The sequence below is a fragment of the Bacillus sp. URHA0034 genome (genome assembly GCF_056280405.1).
Genome location: NZ_JBWCDK010000002.1, coordinates 1,805,147 through 1,828,000 on the forward strand (window position 1 = coordinate 1,805,147; position 22,854 = coordinate 1,828,000).

A 22,854-nucleotide genomic window follows, 5' to 3' on the forward strand; every position below is an offset into this window, starting at 1 on the left:
ATTAGTTTAGTGAACTAACTAATTAATGCATCCTTATCTTATCATTCACTATAAAGCGCGTCAACACATTTTGTAAGCGTTTGATAAATTAATTTTCCCAGTTTTATAAATGGCTAATAGCCCTTTTCTTCACCATTTCACTTAATGTTCATGAACGTCACCAATTGTTCAATCTTATTGAAAGATAATTTTTCTATAATGGAGGTAATAAGTATCATTAACTACAAAGGTCGTGGTCTTCTGTGAAAAAATTACTATATGTAACAGCGAACCCGAAAGGTTTAGAGAAATCAAAAGGGCTTAAAATTGGAGAAGCGTTTCTAGAAGCATTTCAAGAGGAACGTTCAGATGTTGAGATAAGCAAAATCGATTTGTTTGCCTATGACTTTCCACAAATGGATGCGGATATGGTGTCAGCTAGAGGAAAATTGGCTGGTTATGGCTATACCCTTGAGCAGCTTTCAGATCCAGAAAGAGAAAAAATTTTGAAGATGCATGCACTTGCAGAGGAGTTTATTTCGTTTGATTATTATGTGTTTGTTTCACCTATGTGGAATTTAAATTCCCCTGCTGTCTTAAAAGCTTATATTGATAACTTATTTATTTCTGGAAAAACTTTTGCCCATACTGCCAATGGTCCCAAAGGTCTGTTAGTTAATAAAAAGGCCATTCATATTCAAACAAGAGGCGGCCAATATACTGGGACCCCTATGGAGGAATTGGAGTCGGGTGACCGATACTTAAAAATCGCTCTCCGCTTTTTAGGGATCGAGGTAAGTGATACAGTTGTCGCAGAAGGTTTTGATTTAAATCCACAAAAAGTACCTGAAATTCTTGAACAAGGCAAGATCAATGCACGGATTGCGGCAAGAAAATTTGTAAAAGAATTGGTTCAAGCATAAATCCGATCAAGATAGCTTCCTTTCTGAGGAGGCTTTTTTTATTCACATTGTTTTCCTAACTGCTAAGTTATAAAATACAAATTTATAGTATAATTGGAATGCTTTGTCACTACTCAAAAAACTATAGGTCAAAGCATCCCTGTCTATTTCATTTTAGGAGAATCAATATGCTTAAAGAATTCATTTCAAATGCAGCACTCTTAATTGCTTCTTTTTCTCTTATGGGTGTTTTATTTAAAGATAAGCCTTTATATCCAACCTCACCATTATCGACAAAACTCTACTGGGGGATTTGTTTTGGAATTCTTGGTAATGTTTTAATGTCGTTTTCTATCCAGGCTGGTCCGGACATTTATGCAGATTTACGCCATTTGGCAATCGTTATTGCGGGGGCTTTTGGCGGATACATACCGGCAATTATTGCCGCAGCATTAATCTCTATCGGAAGAATAGGTTTATTTGGCTTTAATAGTTCCGCCCTCCTCCCTGCTGTTGGAGCGTTTTTAACTGGAGTTGTTTGCGGTGTTATTTCCAAGTTAAAGATTCATCGTACGGCCAAAGCATTTACCATGAATCTGTGCGGTTTACTAATCATATCTATTATTTTTATCATCCGCATTGACGATGCAGAAATCCTTAAAAATGTGTTATTCTTGCATAATCTCATATCTTTAGCAGGTGGATTATTTGGCTATCATTTTTTTGTGTTTGTCGTCGATTCGAATGAGACCCAATACCAATTAAAACACAGCCTTTTCAAGGTAAAAGAAACGGAAGAACGGTTTCGCTTACTTGCAGAGTATTCTAGTGACATGATTACCATGCATAATGAACAAGCAGAATATATATACATCTCTCCTGCTGTAAAAGAGGTCATTCATTTTGAATATCCTGAGCTTTTAGGAAAAACATTGGAGACATTTATTCATCCTGATGATGTGGAACGAACAAATAGTATGTTTCAAAGGGCTCTACAAGAAGGCTCTGCTGAATCTACTCACCGTTATCGTTCAAAGTTTGGTGATTATATTTGGATAGAATCCACTTTAAAAAGTGTGCCTTATCAAGAAGAAGGCGAAAAGAAGGTCATCATCGTTTCAAGAAATATTACAAACCGAAAACTTACCGAGCAAAAGCTCCAGGAAGCAAATGAGCTTCTGAACCGATTATCCTATATGGATGGGTTAACGGGCATAGCTAATCGCCGGTATTTTGATGATACGCTTCTTAGGGAATGGGCGAATGCGGTTGACTTTCAAACACCTATTACTTTGGTTATGTTTGATATTGATTATTTTAAAAAATACAATGACACCTACGGTCATTTAAAAGGAGATTTCTGTTTACAGAAGATTGCTCAAGCTGTCAACAAGTTGTTTCCAGAAGATACAAACTATACCTTTTGCCGGTACGGCGGCGAAGAATTTGCACTAATTCTGTCATCTAGTAATCGTGAGACCGGATTAGAATTAGCACGGCAAGTTAAAGAAACCGTTCAATCACTTAAAGTCCCGCATATAAGTTCAGAAATAGCGGGTATTGTTACTTTAAGCATTGGAGTTGCATCCATATATCCTACCAAATCAAATCATCCCGATTCATTAATTAAAGCCGCTGATTCCGCCCTTTACCTTTCTAAAACAAAAGGCAGAAATACCATCTCTATCAACGAACTTCCTGGAAGGATTCCTAAGTAATCTTTCCAGTTTTTTAATATAATCAACTTAGCTTTTCATTTTTTCGAAATATTTTGCAAATTTTGTTGTAACTTGCCAAAATTAAATGTAAAATTTTCCTATGAGCTCATTATGGACGGTGAGAAAATGGAAATCACGAAACACCTTTTCTTCAATCTTTCTCTTATGATAATTTTACTATTTATTGGTTTAATATATCTTGAAAAAAGTAGAAAATTCTCCCTTTCGAAACCCGCTTTTATAATTTTGTTTATTGTAACGATTTGGTTATGTATCCAATTTTCCTATACACCTGTTCCATTGGCAAGATTTGATTTACGTATGATTCCACTAGTTCTTGGCGGGTTATATGTCGGTATTGGGCCTATTCTAACTGGAGCCATGATTGCAATTCGAGGATTATATGGGATTAATATTGGTTTTTGGCAAAACTTGGCGCTTTATATTCCACTGGGGTTGATCTTGTGGCGATTACACCCTTGGTTTTTAAAACAAGCTCCTGCCCGGAGAATATTATGTACCGTATGTATGGGAATGATCCTTGGTATCCTGACAGTCTTAGGAATGAGTTTTGATGAACCGCTCAATCTTGTGGATGCATGGTTTGCTTATCTTGTCATTCCTTCTTTGGGTATTGGTGTTATTTCATATGGAGTTGAGTTTATCCGTAAAACGAACGAAATGCAGCAGGAGCTTATTAAGACCGAAAAATTAAAGGCGGTTGAGCAAATGGGAGCTGCCATTTCCCATGAAATTAGAAATCCGTTAACGGCTGCGAGCGGGTTTGTTCAATTGCTGCAAGACGATTATTTATCAAGACAAAAAAGAAAAGAATATCTAGCAATCGTTAAGGAAGAATTATTTTCAGCTGAAAAGGTTATTCAGGATTATTTGACGTTCGCTAAACCTGCACTTGAAACCCTTGAAGAATTAAATGTCAAAAGCGAACTTCGTCAAATTATCAACATACTCCAGCCGTTAGCAAACCAAAATTCTGTTGAAATCATTACTGATTTTTCGATCATTGGATTTATTAAAGGAGACGGTCAAAAGTTTAGGCAGTGCTTTGTAAATGTTCTAAAAAATGCAATTGAATCCATGCCGCATGGCGGATATTTATATGTTTCCACCGAATACAGCCAAAACGATGTAACCATCAAGGTGAAGGATACCGGAATTGGGATGAATTCCCACCAGTTAGACCGGTTAGGAGAACCGTTTTATTCCACCAAAGGAAAAAATGGCACTGGCTTAGGAATGATGGTGGTTTATAGCATTGTCAGAGCCATGGATGGATCAATATGGGTGGAAAGTGAAGTTGGAAAAGGAACCAGTTTTCACTTCGAATTTCCGACCCTTCCGATCAACGGCAAATAAACAAACCGGCAGAATTAGAATCTGTCGGTTTGTTTATTTACTTGATTACTTTCCAATAAACATTTGCGACCAGTTTTTTCCTGTTTGTTCGAATCCTACTCCAATGTGGGTAAAATTGGCACTTAATATATTTTTACGGTGGCCTTCACTGTTCATCCAAGCCGTTACTACCTCTTGTGGTGTTCGTTGTCCTTGAGCGATATTTTCCCCTGCAGATTTATAGGTAACACCAAAATCCCTCATCATGTCAAATGGAGAACCATAGGTCGGACTGGTATGAGAAAAATAATGGTTTTGCTGCATATCCATTGCCTTCTTTTGAGCTACACCACTAAGCTGCGTATCGGTTTTTAACGCTGGCAGTCCATTCTTGGTTCTTTGTTGATTGGTAAGAGCAATGACTTGTTGGACATACTGACTAACAGTACCTGATGTTGCTGTATTAGTTTGATTTTGCGCAGCACCACTTGGTGCTTGGGTCTGCTGCTGTCTAGGTACAGGTGTTGCTTGCTGGGCAGGTGCTTGGTTTGGAGCCTGCCGTGTTGTTTGCTGCTGAGCAGGTCCTTGAGTTATAGGTGTTTGTTGCTGGGTATTAGTTTGTCCTGGTTGAATAAATCCAAATTGGAACCAGTTTCTTTGTCTAGGATCCACGGTAATATACTGGTATTTGGCATCCCTTATTAAAATCGCTTGAGTATGTGGATATTGACTGCTGTTTAAGTTTGTTTGATAAGCGGAAATCATGTCGTCGTTATTTCGTTTAACTTTTCGCTTATCATTGAACAGATTTGTATCTAAATCCGGTTCATTATTGTTACGGTTTGAATAATCCTCTGTTAGTGGTCCGTTATGGTCAATTCCATTATCGCGGCCATTACGAACATTTAAATTTCGATAATCCCGATCATTTGTATTCGTTCCTACTCGATTTGTATTCCCATTATTTGTATCCATTCCTACTCGATTTGTGGTGCGATCATTAATATTATTACGGTCATTATTATTACAAGCTGCCAGACCTAATGTCAGAACAGCCGTTAACAGCAATCCAAACGTTTTTTGTATCACTGGTAATACCCCCTTTTACAAAATGTTCTTGCCTTACTATTGTTGATTTTTTGGGGGAAATTATATTTGGTAATGTATGAAAAGAGTCAAAAAAATTGACAGGAGCTTCCTCCTGTCAATTTTTTCAAGCATATAATTTTGATTGTTCTTTTTGGAAAAAGCTTTTCATCGCATGGAAAACATCTGCTTTTTGTTTGAGTATATAATAGCGGAACTGTTCATCTTTAATGTTTTTATAGGCTGACATTAATGTGGAATGGCGGTTATATTGATTTACTTCTCCGTAACCGAACATGTTAGATACTTTCATTAGCTCTTCAACTAGTTTCACGCACCGGGCATTATCGGATGTTAAATTATCACCGTCAGAAAAGTGGAATGGATAGATGTTGAACTTCCGTGGATTATACTTAGCGTCAATAATTTCTAAGGCCTTTCGATAGGCGGATGAACAAATGGTACCACCGCTTTCACCTTTTGAGAAAAAGTCTTCCTCTGTGACTACTTTTGCCTCCGTATGATGGGCAATAAACTCAATTTCAACCGTTTCGTATTTTGTACGTAAAAAGCGTGTCATCCAGAAGAAAAAGCTTCGTGCCATATATTTTTCCCATATTCCCATAGAACCGCTAGTATCCATCATTGCAATCACAACAGCTTTTGAATCAGGTTTTACGACTTCATTCCAAGTCTTAAACTTTAAATCATCCTTATATATTGGATGGAATGCAGGCTTGCCACTCATCGCATTTCGTTTAAATGCAGACATCATTGTCCGTTTTTTATCGATGTTCCCCATTAATCCGGTTTTCCGGATATCATTGAACTCGATATTTTCAACGAGATGTTCTTGGTCCTCTTTTTTCTTTAAGTTTGGCAATTCTAATTGCTTAAATAGTGCTTCCTCCAGCTCCATTAAAGATACTTCTGCTTCAAAGTAATCTTCACCTGCTTGATCTCCTGCACCTTGACCCTTACCTGGTGCCTTTTGACCACTGGAACCGTCCCGAGCTACTACGTCACCGACTTGACTCTCACCGTCACCTTGGCCCACGTGTTTGTTTTTATCATAATTATAACGAATCTTGTATTCGTCCAATGAACGAATTGGAATTTTTACCACATCGCGACCATTAGACATAATTATACTCTCTTCTGTAATTAATTCTGGAAGATTGTTACGAATTGCCTCCTGGACTTTTTCTTGATGGCGCTGCTGGTCATCGTGGCCTTTACGGTGGAGGGACCAATCTTCTCTAGAAATCACAAATTGATGGTTATCGACAGTCACTATAAACCCCTCCTTATTAAATTAAAAATCCACTCCATACTGCACAATTTTTTTAGCAAATACATAGAATAACGCGAATGAAAAAAAGCAATTAAATGATGGATTACTTTATCCTATGCAGAAGTAGAGAATAATTTACAAATAATTTTGACAATTGGTTGATAGCCTAAAAATTGGACAAGATTATCAGATGGAGACATCTTTATCTGATAGAATGGTGAATAAAAGTCTATTTATTGGAAAAAAAGAGACTGACAGTTTTTTCTCTGCCAGTCCGTGCTATTTTAACCCCAGATTATCTGTTTAATAAGCTTCCAACATAGCGAAGTAATTCATTTGCTGATGTCGAATTATAACCATGTTCATCAATTAAACGAGCGACAACATCATTAATCTTCTTCAATTGCTGCTCATCCGGTGTCTTGGACGAAGTTGTAATCTTAACAACATCCTTAAGATCCGCGAATAATTTCTTTTGTATTGCTTCTCTGAGCCTGTCATGGGAATTGTAATCAAATCGCTTACCTTTCCGGGCAAAGGCGGAAATTCTGATTAATATTTCCTCCCTAAAGGCCTTTTTCGCATTTTCAGAGATGCCAATCTGCTCTTCAATGGAACGCATAAGCTTTTCATCCGGATTAATCTCTTCCCCTGTTAACGGATCACGCAGTTTAGCTTTATTACAATATGCCTCAACGTTATCAAGGTAGTTATCCATTAATGTTTTAGCTGATTCTTCATAGGAGTATACAAATGCCTTCTGTACTTCATTTTTAGCAATGTTATCATACTCTTTGCGCGCTAATGAAATATAATTCATATAACGATCACGAAGTTCCGCAGTAATAGATGGGTGCTGGTCAAGTCCGTCTTTTAACGATCTTAATACATCCAAGGCATTAATGGACGGTACCTCTTTACGTATAATCGTTGATGAAATCCGATTGATGACATATCGAGGGTCTATGCCGCTCATACCTTCATCCTGATACTCACGTTTCAGTTCTTCGACATCGGCTAAATTAAATCCTTCTACATTCTCCCCGTCGTAGAGACGCATTTTTTTCAGAAGATCGATATCCCCTTTTTTCGGTTCCTTCAAGCGGGTTAAAATCGTAAACATTGCTGCAACCTTTAATGTATGCGGTGCAATGTGGACGTCCGAAACATCACTTTCATTAATCATTTTTTCATAAATTCTTTCTTCTTGCGAAACCTTCAAATTGTAAGGAATCGGCATTACAATAATCCTTGAATGAAGAGCCTCGTTTTTCTTATTAGAGATAAAGGAACGGTATTCGGTTTCATTCGTGTGAGCAACTATCAATTCATCTGCACTAATAAGCGCAAACCTTCCTGCTTTAAAATTCCCCTCTTGGGTTAGTGATAATAAATGCCAGAGGAATTTCTCGTCACACTTTAACATCTCCTGAAACTCCATCATCCCACGGTTAGCCTTATTTAATTCCCCGTCAAAACGATAAGCCCTTGGATCTGATTCTGAGCCATATTCTGCAATGGTTGAGAAATCAATACTTCCTGTTAAATCAGCAATATCCTGAGATTTTGGATCAGACGGACTGAAGGTTCCTATCCCGGTCCGCTTATCTTCTGAGAAGAATATTCTTTCTACTAAAACATCTTCAATTCTACCGCCATAATCCTGTTCTAAGCGCATCATATTCAATGGTGATAAGTTACCTTCAATCCGGATGCCGTATTCTTCATAGAAGTCTGCCCGTAAATGATGAGGAATAAGGTGTAATGGATCTTCATGCATAGGGCATCCTTTGATGGCAAAAACAGAGCCTCTGTCCGTATGTGAGTAGTTTTCCAACCCTCTTTTTAGCATGGTAACTAGGGTAGATTTACCGCCGCTTACCGGCCCCATTAGAAGTAAAATTCGTTTTCTTACGTCCAGCCTTTTAGCAGCTGGATGGAAATATTCTTCCACAAGCCTTTCTAACGACTCTTCTAAGCCAAATAATTGATTACTAAAGAAATTGTACTGCTTCGTCCCCTTAACTTCTTCAATTCCTGCATCCCTAATCATATTATAAACTCGAGAATGTGCAGATTGTGCTACCCACGGCTTTTCCTTCAACAACAATAAATAGTCGGCGAATGATCCTTCCCAGCGAAGTTTTTCCTCTTCTTCACGGTAACTCTCGATTTTTTTTAAAATATCCATATGGCCCTCCCCCTGTAGGTTATCAGAGACGATTAATATACTTTATGCACGAAAAGACTTGAACATGCGTAACCATTTCTAGATATTGTCTATCTTTTTTATTTCAATAATAGGAATATTGCTCTTTTCATTTTAAAATCTTAGGCTATAATAAAGTTGTATGTGTCAGAAATGCGTCCGTTAGCGGATTCCACTTATGAATGGTACTCTAAGTAAACACTTTTGATTTAAAAACGGGACAAAGGGGGCAGTACATAACATGCATACTTTCATTGTTATTTTAGTAATGGTTGCGTTTTTGGCAGCCATCTTCACAGCGGGGTATAACGACAAGCCGGGAACGAATAAATAATGTAAACACTAAAAAAGACTGCCTTGCTGGCAGTCTTTTTTAGTGTAAATCAAGTTTATTTTTTTGAATAAACTCTTTCATATATATTCTATTCTGTTTGGAGAGCATATTTGCCATTTGTTCAGTCCAGCGGTCCGTTCTTTGCCCGTTTGTTCTTGTCTGATAATAATTTGAAATTAACTGGTCATATTCATCTAGCTGATGGTTAAATCTCTCCATATCCTGCTCATATTCATCCTCATGGTATACATGCTCAATGGGCAGTCTTGGCTTTTTATCAGTAAGATGGGCCGGGTAACCTACGGCAAGGCCAAACAATGGAATAACGCGGTCCGGTATGTTTAAAAGCTTTTTTACTTCTTCCAATTTATTACGGATTCCACCTATGTAACAGATTCCTAACCCAAGGGATTCAGCAGCAATGGCAGCATTTTGTGCAGCCAGGGATGTATCAATCAATGCCACCATGAATTTTTCTGTGCTTTCTAGTGAGGGTGTCACATTCATTTGTTCCTTCTTACCAATTACCGTATGTCGGAAAAGATCGGCACAAAAAATAAAAAAGTGGCCATTTTTCGCGACATATTCTTGGTTTCCTGTCAGTTCTGCTAGCCTCTGCTTCTTGTCTTTATTCTTTACACCAATAATAGAATATGCCTGAATAAAACTCGATGTAGCTGCTGCTTGTGCACAGGAGACTATCGTGTGAATTTGCTCGTCAGATAATGGCCTATCCTCAAAGTGACGAATAGAACGGTGGTTTAGGATAGTTGTGATAACATCATTCATTTATAAAATCATTCTCCTTTAACAACAGGAGGCTCAAGGATGGCCCCCTGCTTATTTTAAATTAGGATAATCCTGCTGGCGTAAGGCTTCATAAATAAGAATGGCTGCTGTATTGGATAAATTTAAGGAACGAATATTTTCATTCATTGGAATCCTTAAAGCTGTATCGAGATTATTTTGAATAACATCCTTTGGAAGCCCTGTTGTTTCCCGGCCAAAAATAAAATAATAATCTTTAGCCAGATCGCTATAATCAAAACTGGTAAAGTCTTTTTGCCCAAATTTCGTTATATAAAAAAAGGCACCGCCAGCATTTTTCTCGTAAAATTCATCCAGTGATTCATAATAAGTGATATTTACATGTTCCCAATAATCTAAACCTGCCCTTTTTAACATCTTATCATCTGTGGAAAATCCTAAAGGCCGGATTAAATGTAAATCAGTACCTGTTCCCGCACAGGTTCTAGCTATATTTCCTGTATTAGAAGGTATTTGTGGTTGATATAGAACTACGTGGATAGCCAAAAATTTCACCTCATATTAAAACTCTAACAGCAATTATATCACTCTGACATATGCTTTCAAGAATCATTCATCAATGATCGAATAAAACTTATATTTGATATTTGGTGTATATGCAGATGAATCTTCATAGGCCCAGTAGCGCATCCGGCTATTATAGGTATGGGCATTCACTAAAGGCATCCCGTTAGCATCCTTTCCTGTAACAAGCGTGTTATGGTTGAACCTTCCATCCCCTTCAAAATCATAACAAATGACATCTCCCAATATTAACTGATCCGGGCTGCTAACTTCTTTTGCCCGAAGACCGCTTTTGGAATTAGATAAATATAATCTTAAAGAATGAGCCACGGCCCAGCTATAGCTCCAGTTATTATTTTGCAGCCACCAGCCCGTATCCCGCTTTGGATAGCCGCGCATTGGTGCTCCCCCGGCTCGTAGGCATTGAGAGATAAAGTTAGTACAATCATTCTGAAACTTTTTATAAGCCGGATTATAGCTATTCCACCAGCGTTCTGCATATTGAACTGCTTTTAATCGATTATAACCGTAGCTTAGCCGTTCATCAGGTACCTCTAAGTCCAAAGTATTTAGTTCCGTATCCGGGAAGGTATCCGATTCAAGAACTGGCCTAATTTCCTCATCCATTACTAACGCATTTTTGTAAAACTTGGCTATCCTATCTTCGATTTCCTCTTCCATATAAAGTATCCCATTTTGTTTGATTAAATATTGATAATGGGCATGGTATTTAATTGTTTGAAACTCATCCTCCGTGGACTCTTCTATAATCTTTCCTACAGCTTTTACTTTTACAATCTCTGCTGAGCGATTGGCTAACAAAGCTTGTTTTCTCTCTGCCTTTGGAAAAAATAGCTTTTGGCTTCGTTTATTTGAAACAAATTGATTTACCCGTTTTTCAAATAAGTCTTGAAGTAATTGTCGCAAACCCATCCACCCCTTTCCCTTCATACATATGATAGCAGGCGGCATTTAACAATTAAAAAAGAGCAAAACCAATTGGTTTGCCCTCTAGTTGTTATAAAAATTTAAGCCCTTTTCTATTTCTGCTTGGACCTCGATATCCGTTTCAAGTTCTTTAGCTTTTCTTAAAGCCGCAAATGCTGACTCACCGCCAATTTTCCCAAGCGCCCAGGCAGCTGTTCCTCTAGAAACCGGGCTAGCTTCGGTTTCTAAGACATCAATCAATTCAGGAACCGCACTTTCATCCTTAAAATGAGCTAATGCCATAATAGCATTCCGTTGAATTGGTTTTTTACCTCTCCAAGCCCCAGAAACAGAGCCGAACCTTTTTTTAAATTCACGATTGCTTAATTTTAGGATCGGTTTTAATAAGGGTTTCGCTACTTCTGGATCAGGTTCCATTTCTTCATGAAAATGAAAGTTAATTCCTTTGTTAACTGGACATGCTGTTTGACAAGAGTCACACCCATAAACACGATTCCCTATTCTATCTCTGAATTCATCTGGAATAAGCTCTTTTGTTTGCGTTAAGAAGGAAATACAGCGATTGGCATTAATCTGCCCGCCTTGAATGAGCGCTCCTGTTGGGCATGCTTCTATACACTTGGTACAAGAGCCACAATGGTCTTCTATCGGTGTATCTGGTTCAAAAGGGATATTGGTAATCATTTCGCCCAAATAAACGTAGGAGCCAAATTCAGGGGTAATAATAGAACAATTCTTCCCACTCCAGCCGATACCGGCTCGCTCGGCTACAGCCCGGTCCGAAAGTTCCCCTGTATCAACCATTGCTTTTACTTGAGCATCAGGTATTTTACTTAATATAAATTCTTCAAGTTTGTTGAGACGGTCTCGAAGGATATGATGATAGTCCAGCCCCCATGAAGCCCTGCTAAAGATCCCTCTTCTTTCTCCCTTTTTACTCTCGACGCGCGTTGTCATTTTTGCAGGGTAAGCAAGGGCAATGGAAATAATCGATTGTGCACCTTCGAGAAGCAGTGACGGGGTTACCCGCTTATTTATATCAGGTTCTTCGAAACCAGATTGGTAGCCCAATTCCTGTTGTCTCAGCAAACGTATTTTTAACTCTGCAAACGGGTCCGCGGTAGTAAAGCCAATTTTATCAATACCGATTTCTTTACTATAGGCAATCAATTCTTTTTGAAGTACCAATATATCCACAGATTTCTCCTCCTCTCGACTATGCCTTAAATTTATATAAGTTGTTATAGTTATTAGTTACATATCTATTTATGATAAACTATTTTCAACAAATTTTGGAGGTGGAATGGTTGGAAATTCAAGTTTCAGCGGAAATTTGCGAACTAATTCCCGATTTTAAAATTGGGGTAATCGAATATAAAAATATAACGGTGGGGGATTCACCACAAATGGTTAAAGGCAGACTACAGCTTTTCCAAGAGTCAATCTTTTTTGAACTGGAAAACAAGCAGCTATCGGACCTTCCAGGGATAAAGGAATGGAGGAATATTTTTAAGAAGACAGGTAAGGACCCAAACAGATACCGTCCTTCGGTTGAGGCTTTATTTAGAAGAATACAAAGGCAAAATTACCTTTCATCTATTCATAGTGCAATTGATATAAATAATTTCTTTTCCTTACAATACCAAGTGCCCATTGGTGTTTATGATCTTGATCAATTAGAAAGTCCCGTGGAGATTCGGATTGGGATAGAGGGAGAAGAATACCACGGATTGAACGGAAGGAACAATTCCTTACATCATTTAATTCTATCCTCAGATGAGTTTGGACCATTTGGAAGCCCATTTGTTGATTCAAATAAGGCCCCAGTTACGATTCATACAAAAAGTGCTTTGCAAATTATCTATCTCCGGCCGTCTACGGAGGTAGGGGCAGCGGATAAGCTTACGCAATCATTAATGAATATGTTTACCCAGATACATGGAGGCGAAGCTTCATATTTGATACTAGGATGCCAGTGATACGGCATCTTTTTTTGTACAAAAATTAAAAAAACGCAATGCATCGTTCTCTTCATGTAACGATACACTGCGTTAGTTAATATGTATGGAGCGGGTGATGGGAATCGAACCCACTACATCAGCTTGGAAGGCTGAGGTTTTACCAGTAAACTACACCCGCATTTATGCAAATGGATTGAACAATCTGACTTAATAAATACTACACATATTTTATAAAAGAGTCAAGCCAATTCCGCAAATTTTGTCGATTTCCCTCTCACTTGTAATTTTGAAACGATATACGTAAAATAACTTTTTTGATTATTTTCTAATCTATTCTTTATAGCCTATTATTATTACTTGTGAAAGGCAACAAAAAAACGTTTCTCAACATTAAATGAGAAACGTTTTTCCAAACAAAATGATACCGGTGGTCGGGGTCGAACCGACACTCCAGAGGAACACGATTTTGAGTCGTGCAGCGGTAGTTTTCGAAAGAGGAACGAACCCCTTTCCGTTGATATATCGTTAATCTGAAGCTTGAAGGACGTCACACTATTCGTTTTAGTTCATATTATTCGTATTTTGCATTTGTAAATCGTTGAACGTTTGTCGTGCGTCTTGAACTTACTGAAATAATAAACGATTTCCCTAATATATGTAAACAATTAAAAAACTAAACTTCCGAATTTGTACTTTTTACTAAGGAAATTTGCAACCGTATCTTTGCCGCTTCGCATTTTCCCGCATAAAGCGATTTTGACGACTAATTGACCGTTAAGAGTTCCCAACGTGATTCCCCCTTCCGAAAGTGTTTTACTTACACTTGAACTTGTGGTCTGGAATCAACGTTTTGTGACGGCAAAATAAAAGCCGCCGGTCAATTGGCGACTTTCAAAAATGATCGTTTCGAATCGGAAACTTCCTTGCGAAACTTTTTCAGTTCGTTCATATTTTCCATTGTCAGCCGAAGTTTCACGATTGCTTCCGCATAAGCTAATTGCTTTGGTTGTTTATGAAGTTCATTGAAGCTCATAACGATTCCCCCGTTTTCCTGTTTACTTGCGTTTGTTATGTAAAGGGACGACTTTCGCCGTCCCGTTTATTATTGAAGTTCTTCGTTTGTGGAAAGTTCCAAAGTTAAGTCGAACTTCTTACTATCAAGTTCTTCAATTTCCGCTTTAAGGCCTTTTTTGATATTCCGTCGAAGTGCCCCCATAATATCAGGAATGTCACTTTCCAGTTCTTGAACCGCTAGTTCACGAATCGCACGTTTTATATGCGATTTTTGACGATATCGAAACAAGTGCCTTTCGGATATTCCAAAGGCTGTGGCGATCTCTTCGTAAGTTCTGCCGTTTCTATTGGCAAGTTCAACGACAATCTTTGCTTCGAGTTCGGTTAAACTTTCGAAAATATCCACGCCATTCACCCCCTAATACTGTAACAATAGAACTCCATATTTGAAGTTGTTCCCGAAGTTCACTGTTCTTTGTTTCACTCAACGGCTTTTTATTCCGTACCTTTTCGAACTTAGCCCAAAGTAAATTTTCCCGACGTTGTTGCAATTCTTCCTCTTTTAAAAGAACGGGCTTCGGTTTCGGGTTCCTTCGTTCTAATTCCCCTTCAAGCTGCCGACGCTTTTTCCACGTTTCAATAAACGCTTGTTCTTCCCGCCAATTTAATTTTGTTGTATCAATCCCGTAAAGAGCGATACTTAATTTAGATATCACTTTGTCAATTTCTTCCCAACGTTTCAAATCTTCGCTTCCAGGCATTCCATTCACCCCCGTTAAATAGAACGCCAATTTCTACATGCAAACACGGAAAAATAGACGTAACAAACAAAGACGGCGACAATCATTTTTAATTGTCACCGCCGTTTAATCGTTGGAATTCCGCTTGTAGTTCCGCCATTTGCTTTGCTAATAGCTTGAAATCTTCGCTATGAGTAGAAATATATTCTTCTTGTTCCTTTTTCGCTTCATGATAAGGCTTCATAAAGTCGTTGACCGCCTTTTGACGTTCTTCTTGCTTGTGGCTTCTTTATGCTGTAATTCCGCCATTCCTAACATTAAAAGTTGAATTCCATTCAAAGAAGACGGGTCTTTGCGATATTGTTCCCGCAAATATTCGACCGGATCGGTAGGTTTTTCTTCTTTCATAGGATACCGTTTGTTGTAGCCGTCAATAATATCGTCAAGCGGTTGCCTTTTAGCTTTTTCATAACGTAAATTATTTCTAACGTTTGGGCTTGATAATCTAATTGTTTAACGAAGTATTCGAAAGCCGTCATTTTTCCCTTAATCATTTTGAATCGCCTACCCAATGCGGCAAGATTCCGTTCATTACTGCGGCTTCTTGCGTTGCCTTCGACAAACCCAACGCCGTTGATTCTTCGATTGTTGAACTATACAATCCAACGGTGATTTGTTCGGGATAGATTGAAGGAATATTTACGCCGCCTTGTATTTCCCTTTCACCAAGTTCCCGCATTATAGCGTTATAATCGTCATTTGCTGCGTCAATTTTCTTCGCTGCTTGCCCAATCTTCGCTAATGATTTGACGTAAATTTCACGGGCTTTTAACGCTTCTTGAACCGCTTTATTTACTTCGGATTGAATCGCTTCGATCTGTTTTAATCGCCATTCACGAACCAACGGAACGGATTCAATGACAACAGATTTCCGAACGGCTTTTACCCGCTGGATAAGTTCATCAATTTCCTTAATTTCGTTTGTCTTCGCTTCAAGAAGTTCCTTCGCCTTTTCGTCCACGTTTTGAATATAGGAATAATCGAAAACACGGCAATTGGACGCCTTATCTTTAATATCTTCACGGCATTCGCTCAATTCGAAAGGGATATGATTGTTGAAAGGACACAAGAAGGCAAATCAATCGCAAAGCTGCGGGAAGATTTTCGGGAAGGTCGTCCGAAGAAGTTCACGAAGAAACAAATAGAACATGCTTTAGCTTTGTTGGACGAAGGACATTCCTACAAGGAAGTTAGCGAAACAACGGGAATATCGAAATCAACGTTAATAAGGGCGAAGAATAAAGAAAAGGCGGCGAAATGAAGCGTCGTCTTTTTGTGTGTCTTATCGAATACAATCGCCAAGCCGTTCGAATCCTTGTCGTTGCTGGAATTGTTCGTGTTTTGTTGTCGGATTTTTCGGACGCTTCGGGACGAAAAAAGGGCTTCCAGCGAGTTTTTGACGTTTTCCAAGCGTGTTTTCAACACCCAAGAAACCCTTCCGAAGTCAAATCTGAGCCCACAACGCCAAAAACGAAGCCCTTGCGTCCCAAGATGGAATGATAAAAACGAAGCGATTTCCGCTTATTCTTTCCCTTCTATAATCTAATTGAAAATTGATCGATACTAACTGGGCAGATTAGCTTAATAAGGAAGTATAAATATAGCCCACTTTTGGAAATATATTATAAATAATTCCCGAAGGTGGATTAAATGAACAACTATACAAATGATAACACTGCAAGACGTTATAAAGCCCATGTTAGTATTTTAGGAACAACTCAATTGCATTTAAGAAATCCTTATATTATTGCTTGGTGGTCAGCAGCGTTCCCTGGATTCGGGCATTTACTTTTATCTAAATATCTTAGAGGATATGCATTATTTATTTGGGAAGTTCTCGTTAATGTTAAAGCACATGTTAATTCCGCAATGATTTATTCCTTTCAAGGCAATATAGACATGGCAAAAGAAGTATTAGACACCAGATGGCTTCTTATGTACATTCCCGTTTACCTTTTTGGTATATGGGACAGTTATCGGACAACAGTGGATTTGAACAAAGTGTATCTTTTAGCCGAGAGTGAGGAACACCGTTTTAATTCTTTTTCAATAGGGGCTTTAGAGATTAACTACCTAGATAAACGAAATCCTGTTCTTTCTGTTATGTGGTCATTATTTATTCCTGGTTTAGGACAGCTCTATATTCATCGGATTTTAACTGCAATATTTGTCATTGTATGGTTAGTTGTATTTTTTTATTATTCGCATGTTCAAGCAGCCGTTGTGCTTTTGTTTTTAGGAAAAGTAAAAGAAGCAACTTCGGTTATAAAGCCAGAATGGCTCCTTTTTATCCCTTCACACTATGGGTTTGCTATTTATGATTCTTATATAAATACGGTTGAGAATAATAAACTTTTTGAAAAAGAATTAAGGAATCATTTAACCGAGAATTATCAATCGAGGGGTTTCAGAATACTAAAAGGACAAAAAGTGATGTGATACAATTGCAGCTTTTTTCAACATTTGAAAGTAACGGATTTTTAGAAATGGCAGTTTCAACCTTAGAAAAGAGAGGGATTCCAAAAGAAAGTATATTTGCTGTTCCTCTGGATAACAGAAAAGAAGACCGTAAAATTTTTGATACCTTGCATCGCTCTGATGGTACAACACTTATTGATATAGGTATTGGCCTTGCCACTGTTTTATCAGTTATTGGAGCAAGTATAGGATTTAAATTAGCGTGGGGTCCAATTTATTGGGGACTGATAGGTGCATTTGTTGGGTTTGTTCTTGGCTTCGCCATTCGGCTTGTCATGGAATTGGTTGTAAAGAAAAATAAAAGAGTTTTAAAAGGCAAACATTCGGAAGTAATCTTAATTGTAGATTGTGAAGAATCTCAAGCTGAATTAATTGAAGATATACTTTGGAGTCATTTTGCGTTTGGAGTAGCAAAAGTAAAATGATGAATCAATATTTGTTGAACATATATAAACTTAAGATTATGTACATAAATGTAGTGTAGTGATTAATTAAGTGGATAAATCATTTTGAAGTTATTTTCAAAATCCGTAGTCTCTTTCAAAGAAAAGTGGTTAAAATAAAGGTTTTCCTAGATAATTTTTTAATTTACAGTCTGATAATTCGTCTGTGTAGAGACGTGCACTTTATTTGGAGAGGCGCGATAGCCTGTTTGGCTAAGCCAGAATCCTTAATACATCTGGCTGCCTGGCTTATAATCATGCCCGCAGAGGCTCCAAGTAAAGTGACAAATTGCCTGTACTTACTTCCAGTGAGTGTTTAAAACTATCGGGGTGCAAGAGTAGAAGATCCAGCTGCCACTTTACGGAGGATTTTTTGTTATTCAAATAAAGGGGCATTTTTGTTGAATAACAATATATGGAGTTTTTTACCATAAAAGCACTGGATTACTATGCCATTTTATGTTCAACCTAAAATAAGAAAATCTTTAGGGAGGTAATGTTTATGCCAGAAAAACCTGCAATTACGTCATCAGAATTGGGTACGTTATGGCTTACATATCAAGAGAAAACAATGATTTTACGCATGTTAGAATATTTTATTGAGAAAGCCGATGACGAAAAAGCCAAGGGCATAATGTCTAATTTACAGGAAGAACTTGACCCTTATGTTGGTAAAATAACAGAAATTTTTCAAAATGAAGGTGCTATAATTCCAGTTGGGTTTACATCTCAAGATGTTAACAAAGATGTTCCAAAGCTGTATGATAATGGTTTCGACATAATGTTCATTCGCCTACTAAAAGAAATTAGTATGGCATTGCATTCACTAAATATAACAATGGCATATCGAGAAGATATTGAAAAGATTTTTAAAGAACTAACTGCCCTTACTCAAAAATATTACATTCTTTGCACACAATATTTGCTTGAAAAAGGGATGCTTCCTCGACCTCCTTATGTTTCAATGCCAAATTCAGTTGAGTTTGTTAAAGACACAAATTATTTAGCTGGACTTGCGATTAATCCATTTAGTGAAAAACGGACATTAAATACGGTAGAAGTTGCTCATCTTTATCATTCAATTGAATCAAATATAACTGGTATGCAGATGATTACAGGTTTTGCTCAATGTGCAAAAGAAGGAGAAGTAAGAAACTTCTTTAATGAAGGCGCAGAACTTGCTAAAAGCATTGTAAAGGAATTAAGCGAAACCTTACTTCAAAGTAGTGTACAAACCCCTACACCATCGGGAGGTAATACAACACGTTCAACTGTGGCTCCATTTTCTGACAAATTGATGATGTATTGCACAAGTCTTTTTTGTAGTTTTTCTATGGGAAGTAACTCCTTAGGAACCGCTTTTAGTTTACGTAATGATTTACCAGCAAAAATGACTATTTTTATGAAAGATGTCTTTGAATATGCCCATAAAGGTGGGAAAATAATGATTAAAAATGGTTGGATGGAAGAACCGCCTCAGATGGAAGAACGGGAGCAACTAATGGAAAAATAAAAGTCCTCAGACACTTGTGATATAAATTTTTCACAAGTGTTTTTAATCTATTTAAGTAGCCGAAGCTTCCTTCAAAGAGCAAGCAAATCAATTGTGATGGAACATCACACCAATAACATTGGAGAGGTTAAAATAATATCTGAAACTCACAAAAATAATAAGTATATTATTGAATGGGAAAATAAAGAAAACTGTTAGAATGTGATAGACAACGTTGATGACCAAATAAATTTTGGGGACATTACTTCGGTTTGTGACGCTTGAATTCAAATTTGCTATAATATACGCAACAATTTATTCGGGCGGTGAATTACATTTAAGTATTACCTGAGAGACCGTCTTCTTGTCGTATCAATCGAAGCACACAAGAAGATTGTCACGGAAGGGGAATCCGTTGATCTTTCGTCTATTTATTACGAAAAAGGAACGCCCCTTGACCGTGTTCACCAATACAACGCATTTACAATATTATCGAAATTAAAATTTCCAAAAGACGAATCATCAAATCCCGCAAGTGATTCGACAAAGTATCTCGACGAACTTGCAGCAAAAGATCTTCCGACCGAAGAAATTATTCAATTACTGTTAGAATATCGGGACAAAATCGCCAATTCGTGATAGATTGGCGTTTTTGCTTGCAAAAATACGCAATCAAGCTTTCGTATTGCGCGAATTTGCCCCGTTTCTTTTCTGCCGAATATAAAACCATTCAGACGCATAAAACGCCGTATAAACAAAAATACGGGCTTCGATTTCACACTTCAAGCCAATTATAGAAAGGCACGGGATTGCGATCAGGTTGCGTTGCTTCCCGATAAATTCGAAGGGCTTCTTGTTGGACAAAAGAACCCAAATCCGCGAATCTCTCCCCAAAATTATGCATAACAAAATTATCGAACTGACGGCGGGCGGATTCTTCTTTTTGTTTCATGGCTTCTTCAAGTTTCTTCCTTGCTGCAAACTTTCGGATTTCATTCGAAAATACTTTTTCACAATAAGAAGAAAAACTGACAATTTGCAGCCCGTTCTTTGCCTTATCGCCAATTTTTAATGCAAGATACCGAACAATATTTTTGAGATTGCCGTCAAGGTCGATATTTGTTGATATTTTCGAAACTTTTTCTATAATTGATTGATTTTCCCTTTTATTTTCTTTTTCTTGTTTTATTGATTCTGTTTCAAATGGTTCGAATTCGTCAATTAGTGTCAAATCGTTGTCCCCGTTGCCTTCGTCCGCTACATTAGATGTAACCGCTTGTTGTAACCTTCCAAACAAAAAGAAAGAATACGAGTGATCTTGACGCTTGGACGCCCTGACTTCGTTTTTGTCCGCACGGAATCGACAACGCCCAACGCTTCAAGCGTCTTTAATGCTTTATTGATTGTTTTGCGTGAATATCCCGTAATATTGGCAATAGTCGTTAGTTTCATAAAAGATATACCGACACAACGCAAAGAAGCCCTTCCAAGACAAAGAAGAACATCAATAACACTTTGCGGAACTTCCTTTCGAATATGTTCAATATATGAATAAATAGAATTGTCCATTTCGTCGATTGTTGAAAAAGATTGATGCATTTTCAATTCTTGAAATTCGATTGCAGCAAAAGTCGTCATTGATATTCTTCCTCTTTTCCTTCCCTAAAATAGTTTTTCAATTGGTGAAAACTTCGAGTGACTTTCCCGAATTTCATTTGAAAACATATTGACATAATTTCGAACCATATCCATAGAAGTATGACCCAAGACTTGTTGTAGCGAAAACACGTCCGCCCCATTTTGAACGGACATTTTTGCGAAAGTGTGGCGGAAAGTGTGCGGTGAACAACGAACGTTCTTTATTCCAGCCATTCGTCCATATTTTTGAATGGTTGATTGAACTGCACGGATTCGAAGCGGTTCATTGTCGATATTAATGAAAAGTGTTCCCGTGTCTACATTCCCCCGAACTCTTAAATATAGAGAGATTTGTTTCTTCATGGTCTTTTGTATTGGAACAAATCGTTCCTTGTTACCCTTTCCGTCAATCCGAACAACGCGGTCATTATAATTAATGTCATGAACTTGAATGTCGCAAAGTTCACGGATTCGAATTCCAGTTTCGAGAAAAAACATCATAATTGTGTAATCTCTTAAACCTGTAAACGTACTGCGGTCTGGCTGCCGTAAAAGGGCATGAATTTGTTCACGGGAAAAAGTTTGAATGATTGTCCGCTTTTCTTTTATAAGTTTTACTTCTTTGATTGGATTCTCAACAATAAACCCCTCATTCGCTAAAAAGTTGAAGAATGACCGAACCGCACGAAGATTAGTATTGATCGTTGTATCTTTTAATCCTTCATTCATCATGCCAAGAATAACGATTTCTTTTATCGATTCTTCGCTAATTGTTGCGGGTCTAGTATCAACGTGATTCCGCTCCAATCGCTTACTAAATTTTGAAAGTTCATTCTTGTAAAATTGAAGTGTATACTTGGAAAGATTTCGAATCCTACAATCACGAATAAACAGATTGTAAAGATATTCGAAAGATTCCAGGTCGTTGGAAGATTGTTGAAGATTATTCGGGGAAATTTTATTCTTACGTCGCCCCATTCGAAAAACCCCTTTCGGATTGATATTCGAATAATGGACGCCTTGTCTTTCACTTCGTTTTTGTAGTTCGCACGTCAAAAATCGCCGTGAAAAGTGAAAAAAGCGACTTCCCAACGAAGGGAAATCGCTTCAAATCAACGAAAAAAGATACCGGTGGTCGGGGTCGAACCGACACTCCAGAGGAACACGATTTTGAGTCGTGCGCGTCTGCCAATTCCGCCACACCGGCGTATTAAGTTGTTTTAAGCAATGCCGAGGACCGGAATCGAACCGGTACGGTAGTCACCTACCGCAGGATTTTAAGTCCTGTGCGTCTGCCAGTTCCGCCACCCCGGCATAATATAATAGCATTTGCTTATTAAAAATCTATGGAGGCGGCAACCGGATTCGAACCGGTGGTAAAGGTTTTGCAGACCTCTGCCTTACCACTTGGCTATGCCGCCGATATAAATGGAGCGGAAGACGGGATTCGAACCCGCGACCCCCACCTTGGCAAGGTGGTGTTCTACCACTGAACTACTTCCGCAAAATGGCTGGGCTAGCTGGATTTGAACCAACGCATGTCGCAGTCAAAGTGCGATGCCTTACCGCTTGGCTATAGCCCAATGTTTAAAATAATTAGAGATATTATGGGGCGACTGATGGGAATCGAACCCACGAATGCCTGAACCACAATCAGGTGCGTTAACCACTTCGCCACAATCGCCACAATATAATTGGCAGGGGTAGTAGGAATCGAACCCACACCAAAGGTTTTGGAGACCTTCGTTCTACCTTTAAACTATACCCCTATTAAATGGTGGAGGGGGACGGATTCGAACCGCCGAACCCGGAGGGAGCGGATTTACAGTCCGCCGCGTTTAGCCACTTCGCTACCCCTCCACATATAAAA

Annotated in this window: 24 protein-coding genes, 9 tRNA genes and 1 pseudogene; 8 read left to right on the forward strand and 26 right to left on the reverse strand. The window is 38.2% G+C overall.

The window, feature by feature from the left end; translation table 11 throughout:
- The first annotated feature begins 242 nt into the window (after positions 1–242).
- From ACZ9EE_RS10615 to ACZ9EE_RS10625, 3 genes are all read left to right on the forward strand, one after another.
- Positions 243–902: an FMN-dependent NADH-azoreductase gene (locus ACZ9EE_RS10615; protein WP_476026883.1), complete on the forward strand. Its 660-nt coding sequence runs from the start codon at positions 243–245 to the stop codon at positions 900–902.
- 167 nt (positions 903–1,069) lie between these two features.
- Positions 1,070–2,599: a diguanylate cyclase domain-containing protein gene (locus ACZ9EE_RS10620; RefSeq protein ID WP_476026885.1), complete on the forward strand. Its 1,530-nt coding sequence runs from the start codon at positions 1,070–1,072 to the stop codon at positions 2,597–2,599.
- 246 nt (positions 2,600–2,845) lie between these two features.
- A complete protein-coding gene (locus ACZ9EE_RS10625; protein WP_476026887.1) occupies positions 2,846–3,976 on the forward strand; it encodes an ATP-binding protein in 1,131 nt (376 codons plus the stop codon).
- A 45-nt stretch (positions 3,977–4,021) separates the two neighbouring features.
- Here ACZ9EE_RS10625 and ACZ9EE_RS10630 read toward each other — a convergent pair whose 3' ends face one another.
- The 7 genes from ACZ9EE_RS10630 to queG form a co-directional block, all read right to left on the reverse strand.
- A complete protein-coding gene (locus tag ACZ9EE_RS10630) occupies positions 4,022–5,044 on the reverse strand; it encodes a CAP domain-containing protein (protein ID WP_476026889.1) in 1,023 nt (340 codons plus the stop codon).
- 124 nt (positions 5,045–5,168) lie between these two features.
- A complete protein-coding gene (yhbH, locus tag ACZ9EE_RS10635) occupies positions 5,169–6,338 on the reverse strand; it encodes a sporulation protein YhbH (protein WP_476032924.1) in 1,170 nt (389 codons plus the stop codon).
- Positions 6,339–6,630: 292 nt separating this feature from the next.
- Complete coding sequence (locus tag ACZ9EE_RS10640) at positions 6,631–8,526, reverse strand: PrkA family serine protein kinase (RefSeq protein ID WP_476026891.1); 1,896 nt, start codon at positions 8,524–8,526, stop codon at positions 6,631–6,633.
- A 391-nt stretch (positions 8,527–8,917) separates the two neighbouring features.
- The gene (nfsA, locus tag ACZ9EE_RS10645; RefSeq protein ID WP_476026893.1) at positions 8,918–9,667 is read right to left on the reverse strand and encodes an oxygen-insensitive NADPH nitroreductase; all 750 of its coding nucleotides are present in this window, start codon (positions 9,665–9,667) and stop codon (positions 8,918–8,920) included.
- 51 nt (positions 9,668–9,718) lie between these two features.
- Positions 9,719–10,192 (reverse strand): tRNA (uridine(34)/cytosine(34)/5-carboxymethylaminomethyluridine(34)-2'-O)-methyltransferase TrmL, encoded by a 474-nt coding sequence (gene trmL / locus ACZ9EE_RS10650; protein ID WP_476026895.1) that lies wholly within the window; start codon positions 10,190–10,192, stop codon positions 9,719–9,721.
- 63 nt (positions 10,193–10,255) lie between these two features.
- Entirely contained in the window at positions 10,256–11,137 is an 882-nt protein-coding gene (locus ACZ9EE_RS10655) for an amidase domain-containing protein (RefSeq protein ID WP_476026898.1), read from the reverse strand.
- 84 nt (positions 11,138–11,221) lie between these two features.
- Positions 11,222–12,355: a tRNA epoxyqueuosine(34) reductase QueG gene (queG, locus tag ACZ9EE_RS10660; RefSeq protein WP_476026900.1), complete on the reverse strand. Its 1,134-nt coding sequence runs from the start codon at positions 12,353–12,355 to the stop codon at positions 11,222–11,224.
- Between the two features lie 110 nt (positions 12,356–12,465).
- On the opposite strand from queG, the gene ACZ9EE_RS10665 reads away from it, so the two are divergent.
- On the forward strand, positions 12,466–13,137 hold the full coding sequence (locus tag ACZ9EE_RS10665) for a B3/B4 domain-containing protein (RefSeq protein ID WP_476026902.1): 672 nt from the start codon (positions 12,466–12,468) through the stop codon (positions 13,135–13,137).
- An 86-nt stretch (positions 13,138–13,223) separates the two neighbouring features.
- On the opposite strand, the gene ACZ9EE_RS10670 is transcribed toward ACZ9EE_RS10665, so the two are convergent.
- The 8 genes from ACZ9EE_RS10670 to ACZ9EE_RS10705 all read right to left on the reverse strand — a co-directional run bounded on the left by ACZ9EE_RS10670 (position 13,224) and on the right by ACZ9EE_RS10705 (position 15,969).
- A tRNA-Gly gene (locus ACZ9EE_RS10670) sits at positions 13,224–13,297 on the reverse strand.
- A 487-nt stretch (positions 13,298–13,784) separates the two neighbouring features.
- The gene (locus tag ACZ9EE_RS10675; RefSeq protein WP_476026904.1) at positions 13,785–13,907 is read right to left on the reverse strand and encodes a hypothetical protein; all 123 of its coding nucleotides are present in this window, start codon (positions 13,905–13,907) and stop codon (positions 13,785–13,787) included.
- Between the two features lie 89 nt (positions 13,908–13,996).
- The gene (locus ACZ9EE_RS10680) at positions 13,997–14,152 is read right to left on the reverse strand and encodes a hypothetical protein (protein ID WP_476026906.1); all 156 of its coding nucleotides are present in this window, start codon (positions 14,150–14,152) and stop codon (positions 13,997–13,999) included.
- 69 nt (positions 14,153–14,221) lie between these two features.
- A complete protein-coding gene (locus ACZ9EE_RS10685; RefSeq protein ID WP_476026908.1) occupies positions 14,222–14,539 on the reverse strand; it encodes a hypothetical protein in 318 nt (105 codons plus the stop codon).
- The gene (locus ACZ9EE_RS10690) at positions 14,490–14,894 is read right to left on the reverse strand and encodes a hypothetical protein (RefSeq protein ID WP_476026910.1); all 405 of its coding nucleotides are present in this window, start codon (positions 14,892–14,894) and stop codon (positions 14,490–14,492) included. The genes ACZ9EE_RS10685 and ACZ9EE_RS10690 overlap by 50 nt, the downstream gene beginning before the upstream one ends.
- Positions 14,895–14,982: 88 nt before the next feature.
- Entirely contained in the window at positions 14,983–15,117 is a 135-nt protein-coding gene (locus tag ACZ9EE_RS10695; RefSeq protein WP_476026912.1) for a hypothetical protein, read from the reverse strand.
- Positions 15,114–15,281 carry a hypothetical protein gene (locus tag ACZ9EE_RS10700; RefSeq protein WP_476026914.1) on the reverse strand — a complete coding sequence of 56 codons (168 nt, stop codon included), beginning with the start codon at positions 15,279–15,281 and terminating at the stop codon, positions 15,114–15,116. Before ACZ9EE_RS10700 ends, ACZ9EE_RS10695 begins: the two co-directional genes overlap by 4 nt.
- A 142-nt stretch (positions 15,282–15,423) precedes the next feature.
- On the reverse strand, positions 15,424–15,969 hold the full coding sequence (locus ACZ9EE_RS10705) for a hypothetical protein (protein WP_476026916.1): 546 nt from the start codon (positions 15,967–15,969) through the stop codon (positions 15,424–15,426).
- Between ACZ9EE_RS10705 and ACZ9EE_RS10710 the strand changes: the two are divergent.
- The 4 genes and pseudogenes from ACZ9EE_RS10710 to ACZ9EE_RS10725 form a co-directional block, all read left to right on the forward strand.
- A pseudogene (locus tag ACZ9EE_RS10710) lies at positions 15,889–16,194 on the forward strand (helix-turn-helix domain-containing protein); the annotation flags it as partial. The gene ACZ9EE_RS10705 and the pseudogene ACZ9EE_RS10710 overlap by 81 nt on opposite strands.
- 389 nt (positions 16,195–16,583) lie before the next feature.
- On the forward strand, positions 16,584–17,372 hold the full coding sequence (locus ACZ9EE_RS10715; protein ID WP_476026918.1) for a hypothetical protein: 789 nt from the start codon (positions 16,584–16,586) through the stop codon (positions 17,370–17,372).
- Positions 17,373–17,377: 5 nt separating this feature from the next.
- The gene (locus tag ACZ9EE_RS10720) at positions 17,378–17,836 is read left to right on the forward strand and encodes a hypothetical protein (RefSeq protein ID WP_476026920.1); all 459 of its coding nucleotides are present in this window, start codon (positions 17,378–17,380) and stop codon (positions 17,834–17,836) included.
- A gap of 520 nt (positions 17,837–18,356) precedes the next feature.
- Positions 18,357–19,367 (forward strand): DUF3231 family protein, encoded by a 1,011-nt coding sequence (locus tag ACZ9EE_RS10725; protein WP_476026922.1) that lies wholly within the window; start codon positions 18,357–18,359, stop codon positions 19,365–19,367.
- Between the two features lie 754 nt (positions 19,368–20,121).
- On the opposite strand, the gene ACZ9EE_RS10730 is transcribed toward ACZ9EE_RS10725, so the two are convergent.
- The 11 genes from ACZ9EE_RS10730 to ACZ9EE_RS10780 all read right to left on the reverse strand — a co-directional run bounded on the left by ACZ9EE_RS10730 (position 20,122) and on the right by ACZ9EE_RS10780 (position 22,844).
- Entirely contained in the window at positions 20,122–20,577 is a 456-nt protein-coding gene (locus tag ACZ9EE_RS10730) for a hypothetical protein (protein ID WP_476026924.1), read from the reverse strand.
- A 26-nt stretch (positions 20,578–20,603) separates the two neighbouring features.
- A complete protein-coding gene (locus ACZ9EE_RS10735; protein WP_476026926.1) occupies positions 20,604–20,984 on the reverse strand; it encodes a helix-turn-helix domain-containing protein in 381 nt (126 codons plus the stop codon).
- Positions 20,985–21,008: 24 nt separating this feature from the next.
- Positions 21,009–21,962, reverse strand: coding sequence for a tyrosine-type recombinase/integrase (locus tag ACZ9EE_RS10740; RefSeq protein ID WP_476026928.1), 954 nt, complete (start codon positions 21,960–21,962; stop codon positions 21,009–21,011).
- Positions 21,963–22,110: 148 nt separating this feature from the next.
- A tRNA-Leu gene (locus ACZ9EE_RS10745) sits at positions 22,111–22,191 on the reverse strand.
- A 21-nt stretch (positions 22,192–22,212) separates the two neighbouring features.
- Positions 22,213–22,298: transfer RNA gene (locus tag ACZ9EE_RS10750), tRNA-Leu, on the reverse strand.
- A 33-nt stretch (positions 22,299–22,331) separates the two neighbouring features.
- A tRNA-Cys gene (locus ACZ9EE_RS10755) sits at positions 22,332–22,405 on the reverse strand.
- Positions 22,406–22,413: 8 nt separating this feature from the next.
- Positions 22,414–22,488: transfer RNA gene (locus ACZ9EE_RS10760), tRNA-Gly, on the reverse strand.
- A gap of 4 nt (positions 22,489–22,492) precedes the next feature.
- Positions 22,493–22,567 (reverse strand) — tRNA-Gln (locus tag ACZ9EE_RS10765).
- A 25-nt stretch (positions 22,568–22,592) separates the two neighbouring features.
- A tRNA-His gene (locus tag ACZ9EE_RS10770) sits at positions 22,593–22,668 on the reverse strand.
- An 11-nt stretch (positions 22,669–22,679) separates the two neighbouring features.
- Positions 22,680–22,753: transfer RNA gene (locus tag ACZ9EE_RS10775), tRNA-Trp, on the reverse strand.
- A 6-nt stretch (positions 22,754–22,759) separates the two neighbouring features.
- Positions 22,760–22,844: transfer RNA gene (locus tag ACZ9EE_RS10780), tRNA-Tyr, on the reverse strand.
- Between the last annotated feature and the right edge of the window lie 10 nt (positions 22,845–22,854).